The organism is Novosphingobium sp. CF614, from assembly GCF_900113255.1.
In the GTDB taxonomy this organism is placed as follows: domain Bacteria; phylum Pseudomonadota; class Alphaproteobacteria; order Sphingomonadales; family Sphingomonadaceae; genus Novosphingobium.
Genome location: NZ_FOOR01000004.1, coordinates 113711 through 128562 on the forward strand (window position 1 = coordinate 113711; position 14852 = coordinate 128562).

The following is a 14852-nucleotide window of genomic DNA, read 5'->3' on the forward strand; positions in this document are numbered from 1 at the left end:
TTACTCCGAGGGTTCGCCGCTGCCGAGCTGCGCGGAAAGCTGGTTCAGCTTCTCCTGGTCGCCCAGGATCTGCTCGAGCAGGCTTTCGAGCTCTTCCGAGCTGTCGGCCTTGGCCATCAGGTCGCGCAGGCGGTTGCGGGTCTCCATCAGCTTGCGAAGCGGCTCCACCTGCTCGACGATCTTTTCGGGTTCGAAATCGTCCATCGAGGAGAACTTGAGGTTCACCTCGAACTCCTTGCCGTTCTTCTCGAGGGTGTTTTCGACCTTCATCTTCACCGCCGGCTCGACGCGGGCCATGACCTGGTCGAACTTGTCCTTCTTCAGGTCGATGAACTTGCGTTCCTTGAGGCTCTTCTTGGGAACCGCCGAATCGCCCGAGAAATCACCCATCACGCCGACGACGAAGGGCAGTTCCTTGATTTCCTGCGCCCCTTCCGTCTCGACGTCGTAAGTGATGTGGACGCGCGGCTTGCGCACCCTCTTCAGCTTGTCGTGTACCGAGTCCGCCATTTCGTTCTCCCTCGATTGCGCCCCTTGACGGCAAGCTTGGCGAAACGCCCGATCATGCCTGACTTACAAGGGCCTCGATTTCCTCGATTGCAAAGGACCCGGCCTGTCCGGGATCCCCCCGTGGTCCCCGAAGGGGCCGTGTTAATAACCGCCGTTGTTGTTATCGTCTTCCGCGGGCGGCTTGATACCCGAACGCCAGTAGAAGTCCCGACGAGCCGAATCGTCTGGAATAAGCTCGCTAAGCAAATCATGAAGACTCATTCGCGCCCTGCGGTCAACCTCGCGCAGCGTTACACCAAGCGGCGAGAGCGGTTCATTGAGCTGAAAATAATCGGCCGCGGCGCCAATTGCCTTGAGCGCGTCCTCGCGCCGCGTGATCTTGCCCGCCACGAAGCCGCCGCCGGCCGCCGCCGGCGCGGCGGCACCCGGCTCGCCCGGCGATGCCAGCTCGTCCCCGGGGGCCTCGGCGGCAGCCGCGACGGTCGGCGCCATTCCTTCGAGCCACTCGCGCATCGCGCGCAGCTCGTCGGTCAGGCGCGAGGCGCCGGGGAACTGCGGCTTGGTCCGTTCGGAAATGAAGCCGATCGCCCGGCGCCAGCCTTGTTCGGCCGCGCCGGCCAGCGCCGCGGCCCGGGTCAGCACTTCGCCCGGGAGGTGCCGCGCATGCGCCTCGATCTCGCGGTAGAGTTCGCTCGCTTCCTCGATCCGGGCGGATTTCTGATCGCCCGACAGCCCCTGGGAGGCGGTCATCGCGGCATCGGCGCGGATCTTGTCGAGGTGCCGAAGATCGCCCCCGCCGGTCCGCGCGATCACCAGCTTGCGCACCGGCTGGATCAGCGCGCCGTCCTTGTCGGTGCTGCCGCCGCTCAGGCCCGAGAGCGGCTGGAACCGGGTCTCGACGCCGTCCTCGTCCTCGGCCGGATAGAGCCCCTGGTCCCAGTACGCCTCGACCAGGTCGGCCAGCAGCGCCATCGCGGCGGCCAGATCGCCCAGCCCGTCATGGCGCGCGGCAGCCTCGATCAGGACCGTCATCGGCTCAAGGTCCTTGCCGTGATCCGAAAGGTACTCGATCGAATTCTCGGCCAGCGCTTCCCAGTCCCAGGCGCCGTCGGGCAGCACCAGGTCGTCGTCGGTCATCGCCGCGGTCTGCTCCAGCCGGACGATCGCCTTGCGCTGCGAACGGATCTCGCGCAGCAGGTTACCGGCCGCGCCTTCATCCTCGCGCCCGTCTATTCCGACCGAATTGTCAATCGGCGCAAGGATTGCCTGCCGTCGTTCTTCGTCTATCAGCACGCCACGCTTCGCCCCATCATCCCCTCTTAACCAAGTTGAATTTACAGCTTTCCCGCGCCCACTCCACTTTTTTTTTGCGCGACTTGGCCGCGCGCCGTAAGTTACCTCGGCAGATCGATCCAAAGCTAATTCAGAAGGCAACTCTATTGCCCCCCGCATCACGACTTACCGACATGCATACATGCCCGATGGTGACGGGCGTGGTGCCGCATGTCGGCGGGCCGATCCTGGCCCCGGGCGCGCCGACGGTGCTGATCGGTGCGCTCCCGGCGGCGCGGGTTTCCGACCAATGCGTCTGCGTCGGGCCGCCGGACGTGATCGTCAAGGGCAGCGCGACGGTCCTTACCCAGAACATGCCCCAGGCCCGCATCGGCGACATGACCGCCCACGGCGGCGTGATCGTGCTCGGCCTGCCGACGGTGATCGTGGGCGGATAGGGCAAGGCGCTTCCGGTGTTCGCGGGGACGGTGTTCGCAGGGACGGTGTTCGCAGGGACGAGGGGCACGGAACTGATTGCACACTTTTGCCTTGACAAGATTAACCTATTAGGTTATATACCCCATCAGGTTCGGAGCCGTGGCGAAAGGCTTCGCGAATGATAGCTGGGTGAACGACGGCTGGCAGTCTTGAGGCGCCTTATTGTTGGTTGCGCGGTGGAATGAAGGCGGTGTTGTCGCGCAGCCAGGCCGCCAAATGGGTGAATTCAAAGTTTCCGGTTTCGTGGAGACCGATGATGAAGGCATGTGTTTCCTCAGCGCCGGCCGTGACATGCGCGCCGTTGATGGCGAGAAAAGTGTAGGTCACGGCAAAGGCCGTGCGTTTGTTGCCATCGATGAACGGGTGATTTTGCGCCATGCTTTCCCAAAGCGCCGCCGCTTCTTCGATCAGATCGGCGTAATATCCAGTCTGGGGGCGAAACAGGGCGGCCTCCAGCAGACCGGGATCACGCATCCCGTCGGAACCGCCGTAACGACCGATCTGATCCGCGTGAATGGCAAGGACCTCGATCGTCGTCAGATAGTCCGTCACTCAGCAAGCTTCTTGTATAGCCCGCCGAATTTTTCGAGGCTGCCCTGATAGGCCTCCATCACATGCGCACGCGGCTGGCTGCGCCTGCGCTTCTCGATCAGATCGCTCAGCGCTTCGTCGATCAACGCCTGAATCTGCCGCCCCTCGCTCTGGGCAAGGCCGCGAACGGCGGAGAGGATCTTTGCATCGACCTGGGTTGCGAACTTTTCACGAGCCTTGGACGCCATAATGCACCTCCATTCCGTTCCCCGCTTATCATGAAATATCATGAAACTTCAAGAAATCCGGATATCCACTGGCATGCCGTGCTCCCAAAACCGGCGTTTTGACGATTGCGGGCACCTGCGATCGCCCGCGGCACTGGCAATGCGGCGAACTGAAGACTAAGGGGGCGCGTAACGACTCCCCCCGCGAGAAGGACAGGCCCCCTCTCCCATGCGCATCGCGATTGCCTCGGACCATGCCGCCGTCGACCTCAAGGCCGAACTGCGCGAATACCTCATCGGCCTCGGTCACGAAGTCGCCGACCTTGGCCCGGAGACCGCCGACCGGGTCGATTATCCCGACTACGGCTACAAGCTCGCCGCGGTCGTCGCCGACGGCACCGCCGACTACGGCGTGGCGCTGTGCGGATCGGGCATCGGCATCTCGATCGCGGTCAACCGCCATCCGGCGCTGCGCTGCGCGCTGGTGTCAGAGCCGCTTTCGGCGGCGCTCGCCCGCGAGCACAACAACGCGAACTGCATCGCCATGGGCGCGCGCCTGACCGGGGTCGACATGGCCAAGGCCTGTCTCGACGCCTTCCTGGCGACCGCGTTCGGAGGCGGCCGCCATGCCGGCCGCGTCGAAAAGCTTTCCAATCCTTCCTGCTGATCCGCAAAAGGCCCAACGCATCATGACCGTCGAAACCGCCATCCGTTCTCCCGGCTTCTTCACTGAAAGCATCGCGGCCAGCGACCCCGCCGTCGCCCGGGCGATCGGCCAGGAACTCAAGCGCGAGCGCAAGCAGATCGAGCTGATCGCTTCGGAAAACATCGTCTCCAAGGCGGTGCTGGAGGCGCAAGGCTCGGTGCTTACCAACAAGTACGCCGAAGGCTACCCCGGCAAGCGCTACTACCAGGGCTGCGAACCATCGGACGCGGTCGAGACGCTGGCGATCGAACGCGCCAGGCAGCTGTTCGGCTGCCAGTTCGCCAATGTCCAGCCCCACTCGGGCGCGCAGGCGAACGGCGCGGTCCTGCTGGCCACGGTCAAGCCGGGCGATACCGTGATGGGCATGAGCCTGGATGCCGGCGGCCATCTCACGCACGGGGCCAAGGCGGCGATGAGCGGCAAATGGTTCAACGCGGTGCAGTACGGCGTCACCCGGGACACCCACCTGATCGACTACGACCAGGTGGAGGCGCTGGCCAGGGAGCATCAGCCCAAGCTCATCATCGCCGGCGGCTCCGCCTATCCGCGCGTGATCGACTTCGCCCGCATGCGCGCGATCGCCGATAGCGTGGGCGCGCTGTTCCAGGTCGACATGGCCCACTTCGCCGGACTGGTGGCGGCGGGCGTTCACCCCTCGCCCTTCCCACACGCGCACATCGCCACCACCACCACGCACAAGACCCTGCGCGGCCCGCGCGGCGGCATGATCCTCACCAATGACGAGGCGCTGGCCAAGAAGATCAACTCGGCGGTGTTTCCCGGACTCCAGGGCGGCCCGCTGATGCACGTCATCGCCGCCAAGGCGGTGGCCTTCGGCGAAGCGCTGCGCCCCGAGTTCAAGGACTACTGCCGCAAGGTGGTGGAAAACGCCAAGGTCCTTGCCGAGACGCTCAAGTCGCGCGGGGCGGAGATCGTCTCGGGCGGCACCGACACGCACCTGGCGCTCGTCGACCTCTCGCCGCTGGGCGTGACCGGCAAGGACGCCGACGAGGCTCTGGAACGCGCCGGCATCACCTGCAACAAGAACGGCATCCCGTTCGACCCGCTGCCGCCGATGAAGACCAGCGGCATCCGCGTGGGGTCCCCGGCGGGCACCACGCGCGGCTTCGGCGCCGAGGAGTTCCGCGAGATCGGCAATATGATCGCCGACGTGCTCGACGGGCTTGCCAAGTGCGGCGAACAGGGTGACGCCCAGGTGGAGCAGAAAGTGCGCGCGCGCGTCGAAGCCTTGTGCGATCGCTTCCCCATCTACGAGGACTGACCGATGACCGATCCCCGCCGCCCGCACGATCCCGGCACTTTCGTCCGCGACGCGCGCCACGAACTCGCCGGAATGCTGCAGGATGGGCTGGACCATCCTTCGACCAAGCCGGTGCTGGTCTGGGGCGCGATCGGGGCGGTGGCCGGTGCCATGCTGCCGTTCGTTTCGATCGGCCTGGGCCTGGCCGCCGGGGCCGGCTACAAGTTCTACAAGCGGGTCCGTCCTGACCAGGGCGCCCGGGATTGAAAGCCAACGCCTGAATGCGCTGTCCATTCTGCGCCCACGACGATTCCCAGGTCAAGGACAGCCGCCCGACCGAGGACAACACGGCCATCCGCCGCCGCCGCCAGTGCTCGAGCTGCGGCGCGCGCTTCACCACGTTCGAACGCGTCCAGCTGCGCGAGATCACCGTGGTCAAGAGCAACGACAAGGCCGGCGAACCGCGCCGTGAACCGTTCGACCGCTCGAAGATCGAGCAATCGGCCACCCTGGCCTGCCGCAAGCGCGGGATCGAGCGCGAGAAGATCGACCAGCTCGTCTCCGGCGTGCAGCGCCAGGTCGAAACCTCGGGGGAGGCGGAGGTATCCTCGCGCATGATCGGGGAACTGGTGATGGAAGGACTGCGCCAGCTCGACTCGGTCGCCTACATCCGCTTCGCCTCGGTCTACCGCGCCTTCAACGAAGCCAGGGACTTCGAGGAATTCGCGGGCGCCGTGCGCGAAATCAGCAAGGGGTAGTTCTCCACCCCCCGTTCGTCCCGAACGAAGCCGAGGCAAGTTGAGACGCGACAATGGCATTCTGGACATACATCCTCCGCTGCGCCGATGGCAGTTACTACACCGGCCACACGGACGACCTTGAACGCCGCGTTGCGCAGCATCATGACGGCACGTTCGCCGGATACGCACACGGTCGGCGGCCCGTGGAATTGGCCTGGGCGGACGAGTTCCCATCGCGCGTCGAAGCGTTGGAAGCGGAACGCCGGATCAAGGGCTGGTCACGAGCGAAGAAGGAGGCCTTGATCCAGCGGGACTGGGAAGCGGTGCAGCGGCTGGCACGCCGGCGCGGGTCCTTCGAGACGGCCCCTCGGCCTGCGGCTTCGGTCCCTCCTCATGACGAACGAAGTGGGGAAACACGGAGTCCCGCTTCCGTTCGCCCCGAGGAGGGACCGAGTCTTGGCGAAGGCCCGTCTCGAAGGGCCGCGCGCCGCCCGCCCCTTCCCCCCGTCATCGTCCTCGTCCGCCCGCAGCTGGGCGAGAACATCGGCAAGGCCGCGCGCGCGATGCTCAATTTCGGGCTGACCGAGATGCGGCTCGTCACCCCCCGCGACGGCTGGCCCAATCCTTCGGCCGGCCCCGCCGCGGCCGGCGCCGACGTGGTGCTGGAAGGCGCGCGGGTGTTCGAAAACCTGGCCGAGGCGGTGGCCGACTGCGCGAACGTCTATGCCACCACCGTGCGCAAGCGCGGCGTCACCAAGCCGGTCGTCACGCCCGAGCAAGCCGCACGCGAGGTTCACGCGGCGGCGGGGCGCTCCGCCTATGTCTTCGGTCCCGAGCGCTCGGGGCTGGAGACAGAGGACGTCGCGCTCGCCCGCGCGATCCTGACAGTGCCGATCAATCCCGCGTTCGCCTCGCTCAACCTGGCCCAGGCGGTGATCCTGTGCGCCTATGAGTGGTCGAGGAACGCGGGCCTCGAACAGCCCACGGTGGAGGAGCTGCTGCCCCCCGCCCCGCAGGACGAGCTCGAAGGGCTGATCGGCCATTTCGAGCGGCTGCTGGAAGAGAAGAACTACTTCTGGCCAGAGACTCGCGCCGCCGCCAACCGGCTGACCTTGCGCAACCTGCTGACCAAGCCAGGCTGGAACCACCTGGAAGTACGCACCATGCGCGGCGTTCTTTCCAGCCTCGAAAAGCCGCGCCGGCCGCGCGGCTGAGGTTTTGCCGGCGACTGTCCTGCTTTCAGCTTGCGCTTGACTTTCCGGCCCCAGCCCGTAAGGGCCACGCCTTCACATGGCACCTGCCCGTTTCCGGCAGTTCGCCCATTCGGCCCCGCAACCCGGTGAAGCGGCGGCCGCATCCCGCGCAATAGGCGGTGATGGTGCGCCCCGGGGAACGACGGATCGCAGGCCGCGGTGGCCATGCGACAAGCAGAACGGAGACGACTTATGTCGAAGCGCAAGAGCGCCAAGTACAAACTCGACCGCCGCATGGGCGAGAACATCTGGGGCCGCCCCAAGAGCTCGGTCAACCGCCGCAGCTATGGCCCCGGCCAGCACGGCCAGCGCCGCAAGGGCAAGCTCTCGGACTACGGCATCCAGCTGCGCGCCAAGCAGAAGCTCAAGGGCTACTACGGCGACGTGACCGAGAAGCAGTTCAAGGCGACCTACCAGGAAGCCAGCCGCATGAAGGGCGACACCGGCCAGAACCTGATCGGCCTGCTCGAACAGCGCCTGGACATGGTGGTGTACCGCGCCAAGTTTGCGCCGACCATCTTCGCCGCCCGCCAGATCGTTTCGCACGGCCACATCCGCGTGAACGGCGTGAAGTGCAACATCGCCTCGCGCCGCGTCAAGGTGGGTGACATCATCAGCCTGGGCAACAAGGCCAAGGAAATGGCGCTCATCATCGAAGCGCAGAACCTGCCCGAGCGCGATATCCCGGACTACGTCGCGGTCGACGGCACCGACAAGATCACCTTCGTGCGCGTCCCCACGCTCGACGAAGTGCCTTATCCGGTGAAGATGGAACCGAACCTGGTCGTTGAGTTCTACTCGCGCTGATCCGGCTCCATTTGGAACCAAAAAAAGGCGGTGGCGCTGGCCATCGCCTTTTTTCTTGTCCGCCGGCCAAACATCCACGATGCATGGCCACCTGACGGAACGAACGGGATGCTTGCTGTGAACATGTCCAGGCGGATGGCCCCTGCCCTTGCGCTGGCCTTTGCGATGGCCTTTGCGATGACGCTGGGCATGGCGACGCCGCTGCGGGCCAAGGCGCCCCAGATCGGTGAGATCGCCCCCGAGGCGACGCTGAACCTGGTGAACGGTGAAACGGTGAAGCTCTCGGAGCTGCACGGACAGGTGGTGGTGCTCAATTTCTGGGCGACATGGTGCGGGCCCTGCCGCACGGAGCTGCCGACGCTCGATACCTACTACCGTATCCAACGCAAGTTCGGGCTGCGGATATTTTCGGCGACGACCGAGAGTTCGGTCCCGGAACGCTCGCTCCGCAAGCTGTTCGACGTGCTGACGATCGAACCGGTGCGCCGGCTGCGCGGCCCCTATCGGCCCATCGAAGGGGCAGTGCCCACCAACTACATCATCGATCGCGCGGGCCGGATCCGCTATGCCAAGGCCGGCGCCTTCGATCTCGACGACCTGAACCGGGAACTCGTACCGCTGCTTCGTGAACCCGCCCCGGGCAGCGACGCCAGGCGTGCCGGCACGAAATGATTCAACCCGTCTCATTTTATCCGGCGATCGACGAAAACGACGCGATTCGCGATGCTTGTCAGGGAACTGACGCAGTATTCGGGCATTGGGCCAGCATCATGTCACGATATCGCTTCGTCACGCCCCATCGCACCGGAAAATGGTATCCCGACCTCGAAACGGCAAAGCGATTTGCCAGCGAGATCGGCGCGGGATTCATGGACACGCGGACGGGCCGCTTCATCGCCTATGTCGGCACCAAGCTGGAGATCGCTTCCGCGAACGTCGAGCCCGAGACGGCCATCGCCGCCCTGTGACGCCCCAGGCTGATGGTGCCGGCACTCCGCAAACCCGCCGTTCAGGCCGAATCCGCCATCCCGAGCTGTTCGCGGCCCCACCGCCACAGCGCCTCGACCTCACCCGCGGCCTTGCCTTCCGGATCGACTTCCGACGCCACTTCGCCCGCCTTGGAGGATCGATGGAACGCGGCCCGCTCCCCGAACGTGACGGGACATACCTTGAGCCCCAGGCCTTCGACGAAGGCCGCGGTTTCGGCGACAAGGCGCGAGGCCCGTGGCGGAACCCCGTTCAGCAGCACGAACGCCGGCTTGCGCGCATAGGCGACCAGTTCGGCGGTGGCCTCCAGGGCGTGAAGGTCGAAGGCGCGGGCCCGCGTCGGGATCAGCACCAGGTCCGCCGCGCGCACCGCCTCGCGCGAGGCGGTGTCCCCATGGGGCGGCGTGTCGATGACGAGAAGCTCGGCCCCTTCCCTGACCGCCTTCTGGATGGTGCCGAACAGCCGCACCGGCGGGCACGTCAGAACCTTGGGCAGGAAATCCCCGCGCCAGTCCCCCCAGACGGCGGCCGTGGCCTGCGGATCCAGGTCGATGACGCAGGCCTGCTTGCCGGCATAGGCCGCGCAGGTCGCCAGGTGCAGCGCCAGCGTGGTCTTTCCGGAGCCGCCCTTCTGGCTGACAATCGCGACAGTCGGCATTGCTTCGCGCTCCTCGCTTGCCGGCGGCATGCCCCCTTGACGCCCTCGGCATCACGGAAAGTCGATTTTGACATGACTGGCCGCGGGGGGGAATGGCAAACTTGCCCGGGCGGCGGATATTGAAGGCCGGCCCCTAAGCCGCCGAGCGCAGATAGCTCTCCAGCCGCGCGATCAGGGCGGACTTGTCCGCTTCCGGCAGCCACGCCGCCTCGAACCCGTTGCGCGCGATCATCGTCAGTTCGTCGCGGGTCAGGTTGCTCCGATCGACCGCCCGGATCAGGACATCGTTGAGATATTCGCTGCCCATATACGCGGGATCATCAGAAGAGATGGTAACCTTCAACCCCGCATCCAGCATGGCGCGCACGACGTCGACCGGCTCTTTCAACCCGGCGCGCAAGGTGCCTGAAAAGGTGGGGCAGACGGTGAAATAGATGCTGCGCTGACGGGCGATGGCGACCAGTTCCGGCGATTGCACGATGTTGCCGCCGTGATCGATGCGATCCGCCTTCAGGTCCAGCAGCACGGTGCGGATATGGCCCAGGCTATCGACCTGATCCACGTCGCAATGCGCCGTCACATGCAGGCCGTTCACGCGTGCCTTGGCGAAATGAGCGCGGAACTTTTCGGGCGGGTTGTCCTTCTCGTCGGAATCCAGCCCCACGCCGACCAGATCGGCCTTGAACGGCAGAGCCGCATCCAGCGCAGCCATCGCGCTTTCCGCCGAAAGATCGCGCACGAAGCACAGGATCAGTTGCGATCGGATACCCAGCTTGGCCTGTGCATCCCGGCGGGCCCGCGTGATTCCCCCGATTACGGCCGCCATGGGCACGCCGCGCTTCAGGTGTTCCTGAGGATCGAAGAACATTTCGGCGTAGATGACGTTCTGCGAGGCTGCCTTGACCAGATAGGCATAGGCAAGGTCATAGAAATCCTGTTCCTTGAGAAGAACCTTCATGCCGTCGTAGTAGATCTTCAGAAAACTCGGCAGGTCGTGGAAATCATAACTGGCCTTCATCGCCGCCACATCGGCAAAAGGCAATTTCAGGCCATTGCGCCGCGCCAGCGCGAACTTCATGTCGGCTTCCAGCGTGCCCTCAAGGTGCACATGGTATTCGGCCTTGGGCATGCCGGCGATGAATCGTGCCAGTTCGGGATCGGTGATCGGCGCGACGGCACCTGCCTGGCGTGGCACCGCGACAAGAGCGGCCATGCCCGCAATGAAACCCCGCCGATGGATGAGCATTGACATATCCCCTTGCCTGATCGCCGGGCAGGTTGTCGGCGATGCATATGGCGGCGTCAAACGCACTTTCCAGAACAGGGCATTGGCATTTTTAGGTCGGGTGGCGCTGCCGGTATCGGCGAGCCGACCGCCGGCGGGGTGAAGCGCCTAGCCTTTCAGGTAATCGCGCCGGAAGTCGTTCGCGAAAGCCGCGAACCGGCCCGCCGCGATCGCATCGCGCATGGCCTGCATCAGTTGCTGGTAGAACCATAAGTTGTGCTCGGTCAGCAGCATGGCGCCGAGCATCTCGCCCGAACGGATCAGGTGGTGCAGGTAGGCGCGGCCGTAAGTCGCGCAGACCGGGCAGGCGCAGCGCGCGTCGATCGGGTCGGTATCTTCCGCGTGGCGGGCGTTGCGCATGTTGAGCGGGCCGTTCCAGGTGAAGGCCTGGCCGTTGCGGCCCGAGCGCGTCGGCAGCACGCAGTCGAACATGTCGACCCCGCGCTCGACCGCGCCGACCAGATCGTCGGGCTTGCCCACGCCCATCAGGTAGCGCGGGCGATCGGCGGGAAGCTGGCCGGGCGCGAAATCCAGCGTGGCGAACATCGCCTCCTGCCCCTCGCCCACGGCAAGGCCGCCGATGGCATAGCCATCGAAGCCGATGTCGGCCAGGGCATCGGCCGAAGTCTTGCGCAAGGCCTGGTCGAGGGCGCCCTGCTGGATGCCGAACAGCGCCGAGCTTTCCGCATGTTCGCCGCCGGCGTCGAACGCCGCCCGGCTGCGCCGCGCCCAGCGCATCGACATCTCCATGGAACGCGCGATCACTTCGCGCGGCTGGTCGATCCTGGGGCATTCGTCGAAGCACATGACGATGTCCGATCCGAGCAGGCGCTGGATCTCCATCGAGCGTTCGGGCGTGAGCAGGTGGCGCGAACCGTCGAGGTGACTGGCGAAAGTCACGCCGTCCTCGGTGATCTTGCGCAGTTCCGAAAGGCTCATCACCTGATAGCCGCCACTGTCGGTCAGGATCGGGCGATCCCAGTTCATGAACGCGTGCAGGCCGCCCAGCCGCGCCATGCGCTCGGCCCCGGGGCGCAGCATCAGGTGATAGGTATTGCCCAGGATGATGTCGGCGCCGGCGGCACGCACGTCCTGCGGCTTCATCGCCTTCACCGTGGCGGCCGTGCCCACCGGCATGAAGGCCGGCGTGCGTATCTCGCCGCGCCGCATGCTGATGACGCCGGTGCGCGCCTTGCCGTCGGCCGCGTGGACCTTGAATTCGAAGCGGGGTTTCATGCCCCGCCCGTTAGAGAACTCAGAAGCCGTAGACCAGCGAGAAGCGCGAGATCGTGTCCGTCTTGAGCGCGCCTTCGGGAGGCGCGGTCTCATGCTCGATCGAATAGGACAGCCTTGCCTTCACCCCCCGGGCCATGCCCGCCTCGATGCCGGTCTGCGACGTGAAACTGCTGTTTTCGGATTCGACATAGCCGGTCGCATCCTGCGTCAGCTTGACGGCCGGATTGATCTTCCAGTCGAAGTCGAACGAAGTCAGCATCGACCAGGCGGTCTCGGACGGCTCGGTGATGAAGTGCGTGCGGCGCACGGCCGGTCCCACTTCCACCGAGAGCGTCAGGTTGTTCCGCTTGAGCAGGCGATAGCCGAGGCCGCCCGAAAGCGAATAGCGATCGCGGAAACCCTGGATCCTGTCCCTTTCATATTGCAGGCGGCTATAAGTGAAGAGGTCTTCGTTCAGCGTGTACCGGGGCTGGTAGCTGGCGCCGTACTGCTCGCGGGTGATGGTGCCCGAATCCTGCTGGTAATCGGCGCTGACCTGGACGGTGTGCTGCCAGTCGATGCCCTTGCGGTCTAGCTTGAGCGCGCCGGTGAAGCCGAAGTTGCTGGTATTGCCGGTCGATCGGAAGGCACCAAGCTCGATCTGGCCCTTCCACAAGTCGAGCACGCCCGAATTGCGGATGCGCTCCGTCTCTTCCCTGGTCCTGGCCGCCATGGTCATGGCCTTGCGATCGAGGTAGGCGCGTTGCATGGCGCGGATCTCCTCGGCATCATAGGGCCGGGTCGCCATCGCGACTTTCACCACCGCCGCCACGGCCGCCGAATCGTCGCTGCGGATCGCCTCCTCGATCATGGCCTTGACCGCATCGGGCAGGCGCGGCGGCCCGGCGGCGATGAAAGGCACCGGATCGACGAAAGGCGGCACTTCCACGCGCAGGGGCCCGGCGGGCAGGACCGTCATCGGCTCATCCGCCGGTTGTGCATGCGCCGGCGTGGTAAACGGCAGAAGGGAAAGGATGGCGAAAACGGGGGGACGCGTCGTCATCGCGCCCGATTAGCGGGTCATGTCCGCAAACGCCACCCGGTATGGAATATCCACGCGATGAACGCCGTGCAAATCGCGAGGAATGCCAGCGTCAGGCCGAGCGACAACAGGATCGGGAAATCCGAATGCCCATAGAAGGTCCAGCGCAGGCCGTTGACGAGATAGACCACCGGATTGACCATCGCCACCGAACGCCAGGGTTCGGGCAAGGACTGGATCGAATAGAACGTGCCGCCCAGGAACGTCAGCGGCATCAGGATCAGCATCGGCACCACCGCGAGTTTCTCGAAACTGTCGGCCCAGATGCCCAGGATGAAGCCGAACAGCGAAAAGCTCGCCGAAACCAGCAGGATATAGCCGAAGGCATAGACCGGATGGGCGATCGAATAATCCACGAAGAAACTCGCGGTCACCAGGATGATCGCGGCGAGAATCAGCGATTTGGTCGCCGCCGCGCCGACGAAGCCGACCAGCGTCTCGGCCACGCCCAGCGGGGCGGACAGCAGTTCGTAGATGGCGCCGGTGAAGCGCGGCATGTAGATGCCGAAGCTGGCATTGGAGGTGCTCTCGCCCAGCAATGTCAGCAGCAGCAGGCCAGGCACGATGAAGGCGCCGTAGTTCACCCCGCCCATGCCGCCCTGCATCTGCCCGTCGATCGCCGCGCCGAAGACCACGAAGTACAGCGTCGTCGTCAGCACCGGGGAAAGGATCGACTGCATCGCCGTGCGGAAGGCACGCATAAGTTCGTGCTTGTAGATGGTCCAGGCGCCGCGCGCGTTGAACAGGTTCATGCCGCATCCGCTTCAAGCAGGGTCACGAAGATATCCTCCAGGCTCGATTCGTGGATGTCGATGGCGGTGTAGTCGATCCCGGCGCGCGTCAGCGCCTTGGTCAGTTCGGCGACTTCGGTGGTCCCCGCCGCACCTCCCTCGCCGCCGCCGCCGCGATAGCACAGCACATCGCCCTGTCCCGTCAGCGATACCGGGAAGGCGGCCAGCACCTCGGGCACCGCGCCGAGCGGCCGCGCGAGCGTGATGAGCGCCTCGGTGCGGCCCAGGCGTTCCATCATCGCCTGCTTGTGATCGACCATCAGGATCTCGCCCTTGTTGATGATCCCGACGCGATCCGCCATTTCCTCGGCCTCCTCGATGTAGTGGGTGGTGAGGATCACGGTGGTGCCGCGCTCGCGCAGCAGCGCGATCTGCCTCCACATGTCGCGCCGCAGCTCAACGTCGACGCCGGCGGTCGGCTCGTCCAGGAACAGCAGTTCGGGCTCGTGCGCCAGGGCCTTGGCGATCAGGACGCGGCGCTTCATCCCGCCCGAAAGCGTGCGTACCTGGGCATCGCGCTTGTCCCAGAGGCTCAGCGCGCGCAGGATCTCCTCGATCCTGGCAGGGGCAGGCGGCAGCCCGAACAACCCGCGCGACTGGCTGACCGAGCGCAGCACCGGCTCGAACATGTCGGTCGCAAGCTCCTGCGGAACCAGGCCGATGCGCGCGCGCAGGCGCCGCCAGTGCGAGCCCATGTCCTCGCCGAACGCCAGGATCGTGCCCGAAGTAGGCCGCACGAGCCCGCAGACGGCGCCGATCAGGGTAGTCTTGCCCGCCCCGTTGGGCCCGAGCAGCGCGAAGATCTCCCCCTTTTCAATCGTAAGATCGACGTTCTTGAGCGCGGTGAGCCCGCCCGGATACGTCTTGGTCAGGCCGCTGATTTCGAGAATGGATGGCATGAGGCCATGATGGCCATTGATCGGCCCGGTTCCTAGAGCAAAAAGCCCGAAACGCGAATCAAGGCCCGCTCGCCCTGAGTTTGTCGAAGGACGTGGAGCGGATTTCAAGC

19 protein-coding genes are annotated in these 14852 nt (G+C 65.3%); 9 read left to right on the forward strand and 10 right to left on the reverse strand.

The window, feature by feature from the left end; translation table 11 throughout:
* Together tssB and BM052_RS06650 are read right to left on the reverse strand one after the other, a co-directional pair.
* On the reverse strand, positions 1–510 hold the full coding sequence (tssB, locus tag BM052_RS06645; protein WP_091144734.1) for a type VI secretion system contractile sheath small subunit: 510 nt from the start codon (positions 508–510) through the stop codon (positions 1–3).
* Between the two features lie 141 nt (positions 511–651).
* Positions 652–1803, reverse strand: coding sequence for a type VI secretion system protein TssA (locus tag BM052_RS06650; RefSeq protein ID WP_177198360.1), 1152 nt, complete (start codon positions 1801–1803; stop codon positions 652–654).
* A gap of 173 nt (positions 1804–1976) precedes the next feature.
* On the opposite strand from BM052_RS06650, the gene BM052_RS06655 reads away from it, so the two are divergent.
* The gene (locus BM052_RS06655; protein ID WP_218151525.1) at positions 1977–2240 is read left to right on the forward strand and encodes a PAAR domain-containing protein; all 264 of its coding nucleotides are present in this window, start codon (positions 1977–1979) and stop codon (positions 2238–2240) included.
* Between the two features lie 199 nt (positions 2241–2439).
* On the opposite strand, the gene BM052_RS06660 is transcribed toward BM052_RS06655, so the two are convergent.
* Together BM052_RS06660 and BM052_RS06665 are read right to left on the reverse strand one after the other, a co-directional pair.
* Complete coding sequence (locus BM052_RS06660) at positions 2440–2832, reverse strand: type II toxin-antitoxin system death-on-curing family toxin (RefSeq protein WP_091144738.1); 393 nt, start codon at positions 2830–2832, stop codon at positions 2440–2442.
* Positions 2829–3059: a hypothetical protein gene (locus BM052_RS06665; protein ID WP_091144740.1), complete on the reverse strand. Its 231-nt coding sequence runs from the start codon at positions 3057–3059 to the stop codon at positions 2829–2831. Before BM052_RS06665 ends, BM052_RS06660 begins: the two co-directional genes overlap by 4 nt.
* A gap of 208 nt (positions 3060–3267) precedes the next feature.
* Between BM052_RS06665 and rpiB the strand changes: the two genes are divergently transcribed.
* The 8 genes from rpiB to BM052_RS06705 all read left to right on the forward strand — a co-directional run bounded on the left by rpiB (position 3268) and on the right by BM052_RS06705 (position 8773).
* Positions 3268–3705 carry a ribose 5-phosphate isomerase B gene (rpiB, locus tag BM052_RS06670; RefSeq protein WP_091144742.1) on the forward strand — a complete coding sequence of 146 codons (438 nt, stop codon included), beginning with the start codon at positions 3268–3270 and terminating at the stop codon, positions 3703–3705.
* A gap of 22 nt (positions 3706–3727) precedes the next feature.
* A complete protein-coding gene (gene glyA, locus BM052_RS06675; RefSeq protein WP_091144743.1) occupies positions 3728–5026 on the forward strand; it encodes a serine hydroxymethyltransferase in 1299 nt (432 codons plus the stop codon).
* Positions 5027–5029: 3 nt separating this feature from the next.
* Positions 5030–5272: a hypothetical protein gene (locus BM052_RS06680; RefSeq protein ID WP_091144745.1), complete on the forward strand. Its 243-nt coding sequence runs from the start codon at positions 5030–5032 to the stop codon at positions 5270–5272.
* Between the two features lie 14 nt (positions 5273–5286).
* Positions 5287–5763 (forward strand): transcriptional regulator NrdR, encoded by a 477-nt coding sequence (gene nrdR, locus BM052_RS06685; RefSeq protein ID WP_091144746.1) that lies wholly within the window; start codon positions 5287–5289, stop codon positions 5761–5763.
* Between the two features lie 53 nt (positions 5764–5816).
* The gene (locus BM052_RS06690) at positions 5817–6959 is read left to right on the forward strand and encodes a TrmJ/YjtD family RNA methyltransferase (RefSeq protein WP_091144748.1); all 1143 of its coding nucleotides are present in this window, start codon (positions 5817–5819) and stop codon (positions 6957–6959) included.
* A gap of 231 nt (positions 6960–7190) precedes the next feature.
* Positions 7191–7805, forward strand: coding sequence for a 30S ribosomal protein S4 (rpsD, locus tag BM052_RS06695; RefSeq protein ID WP_091144749.1), 615 nt, complete (start codon positions 7191–7193; stop codon positions 7803–7805).
* Positions 7806–7928: 123 nt separating this feature from the next.
* Positions 7929–8477 carry a TlpA family protein disulfide reductase gene (locus BM052_RS06700; RefSeq protein WP_091145030.1) on the forward strand — a complete coding sequence of 183 codons (549 nt, stop codon included), beginning with the start codon at positions 7929–7931 and terminating at the stop codon, positions 8475–8477.
* A gap of 98 nt (positions 8478–8575) precedes the next feature.
* Positions 8576–8773: a hypothetical protein gene (locus BM052_RS06705; protein WP_091144751.1), complete on the forward strand. Its 198-nt coding sequence runs from the start codon at positions 8576–8578 to the stop codon at positions 8771–8773.
* Between the two features lie 41 nt (positions 8774–8814).
* Here the strand turns inward: BM052_RS06705 and BM052_RS06710 are convergent, their stop codons facing one another.
* The 6 genes from BM052_RS06710 to BM052_RS06735 all read right to left on the reverse strand — a co-directional run bounded on the left by BM052_RS06710 (position 8815) and on the right by BM052_RS06735 (position 14742).
* Positions 8815–9450, reverse strand: coding sequence for a ParA family protein (locus BM052_RS06710; RefSeq protein WP_091145032.1), 636 nt, complete (start codon positions 9448–9450; stop codon positions 8815–8817).
* A 133-nt stretch (positions 9451–9583) separates the two neighbouring features.
* Positions 9584–10696, reverse strand: a complete 1113-nt coding sequence (gene add, locus BM052_RS06715) for an adenosine deaminase (RefSeq protein ID WP_255406000.1) — start codon at positions 10694–10696, stop codon at positions 9584–9586.
* Positions 10697–10843: 147 nt separating this feature from the next.
* Positions 10844–11971, reverse strand: coding sequence for a tRNA guanosine(34) transglycosylase Tgt (gene tgt / locus BM052_RS06720; RefSeq protein WP_091144752.1), 1128 nt, complete (start codon positions 11969–11971; stop codon positions 10844–10846).
* A 19-nt stretch (positions 11972–11990) separates the two neighbouring features.
* Positions 11991–12929, reverse strand: coding sequence for a DUF481 domain-containing protein (locus BM052_RS06725; protein WP_255406001.1), 939 nt, complete (start codon positions 12927–12929; stop codon positions 11991–11993).
* 101 nt (positions 12930–13030) lie between these two features.
* A complete protein-coding gene (locus BM052_RS06730; protein ID WP_091144755.1) occupies positions 13031–13804 on the reverse strand; it encodes an ABC transporter permease in 774 nt (257 codons plus the stop codon).
* Complete coding sequence (locus BM052_RS06735; protein ID WP_091144757.1) at positions 13801–14742, reverse strand: ABC transporter ATP-binding protein; 942 nt, start codon at positions 14740–14742, stop codon at positions 13801–13803. The genes BM052_RS06730 and BM052_RS06735 overlap by 4 nt, the downstream gene beginning before the upstream one ends.
* Between the last annotated feature and the right edge of the window lie 110 nt (positions 14743–14852).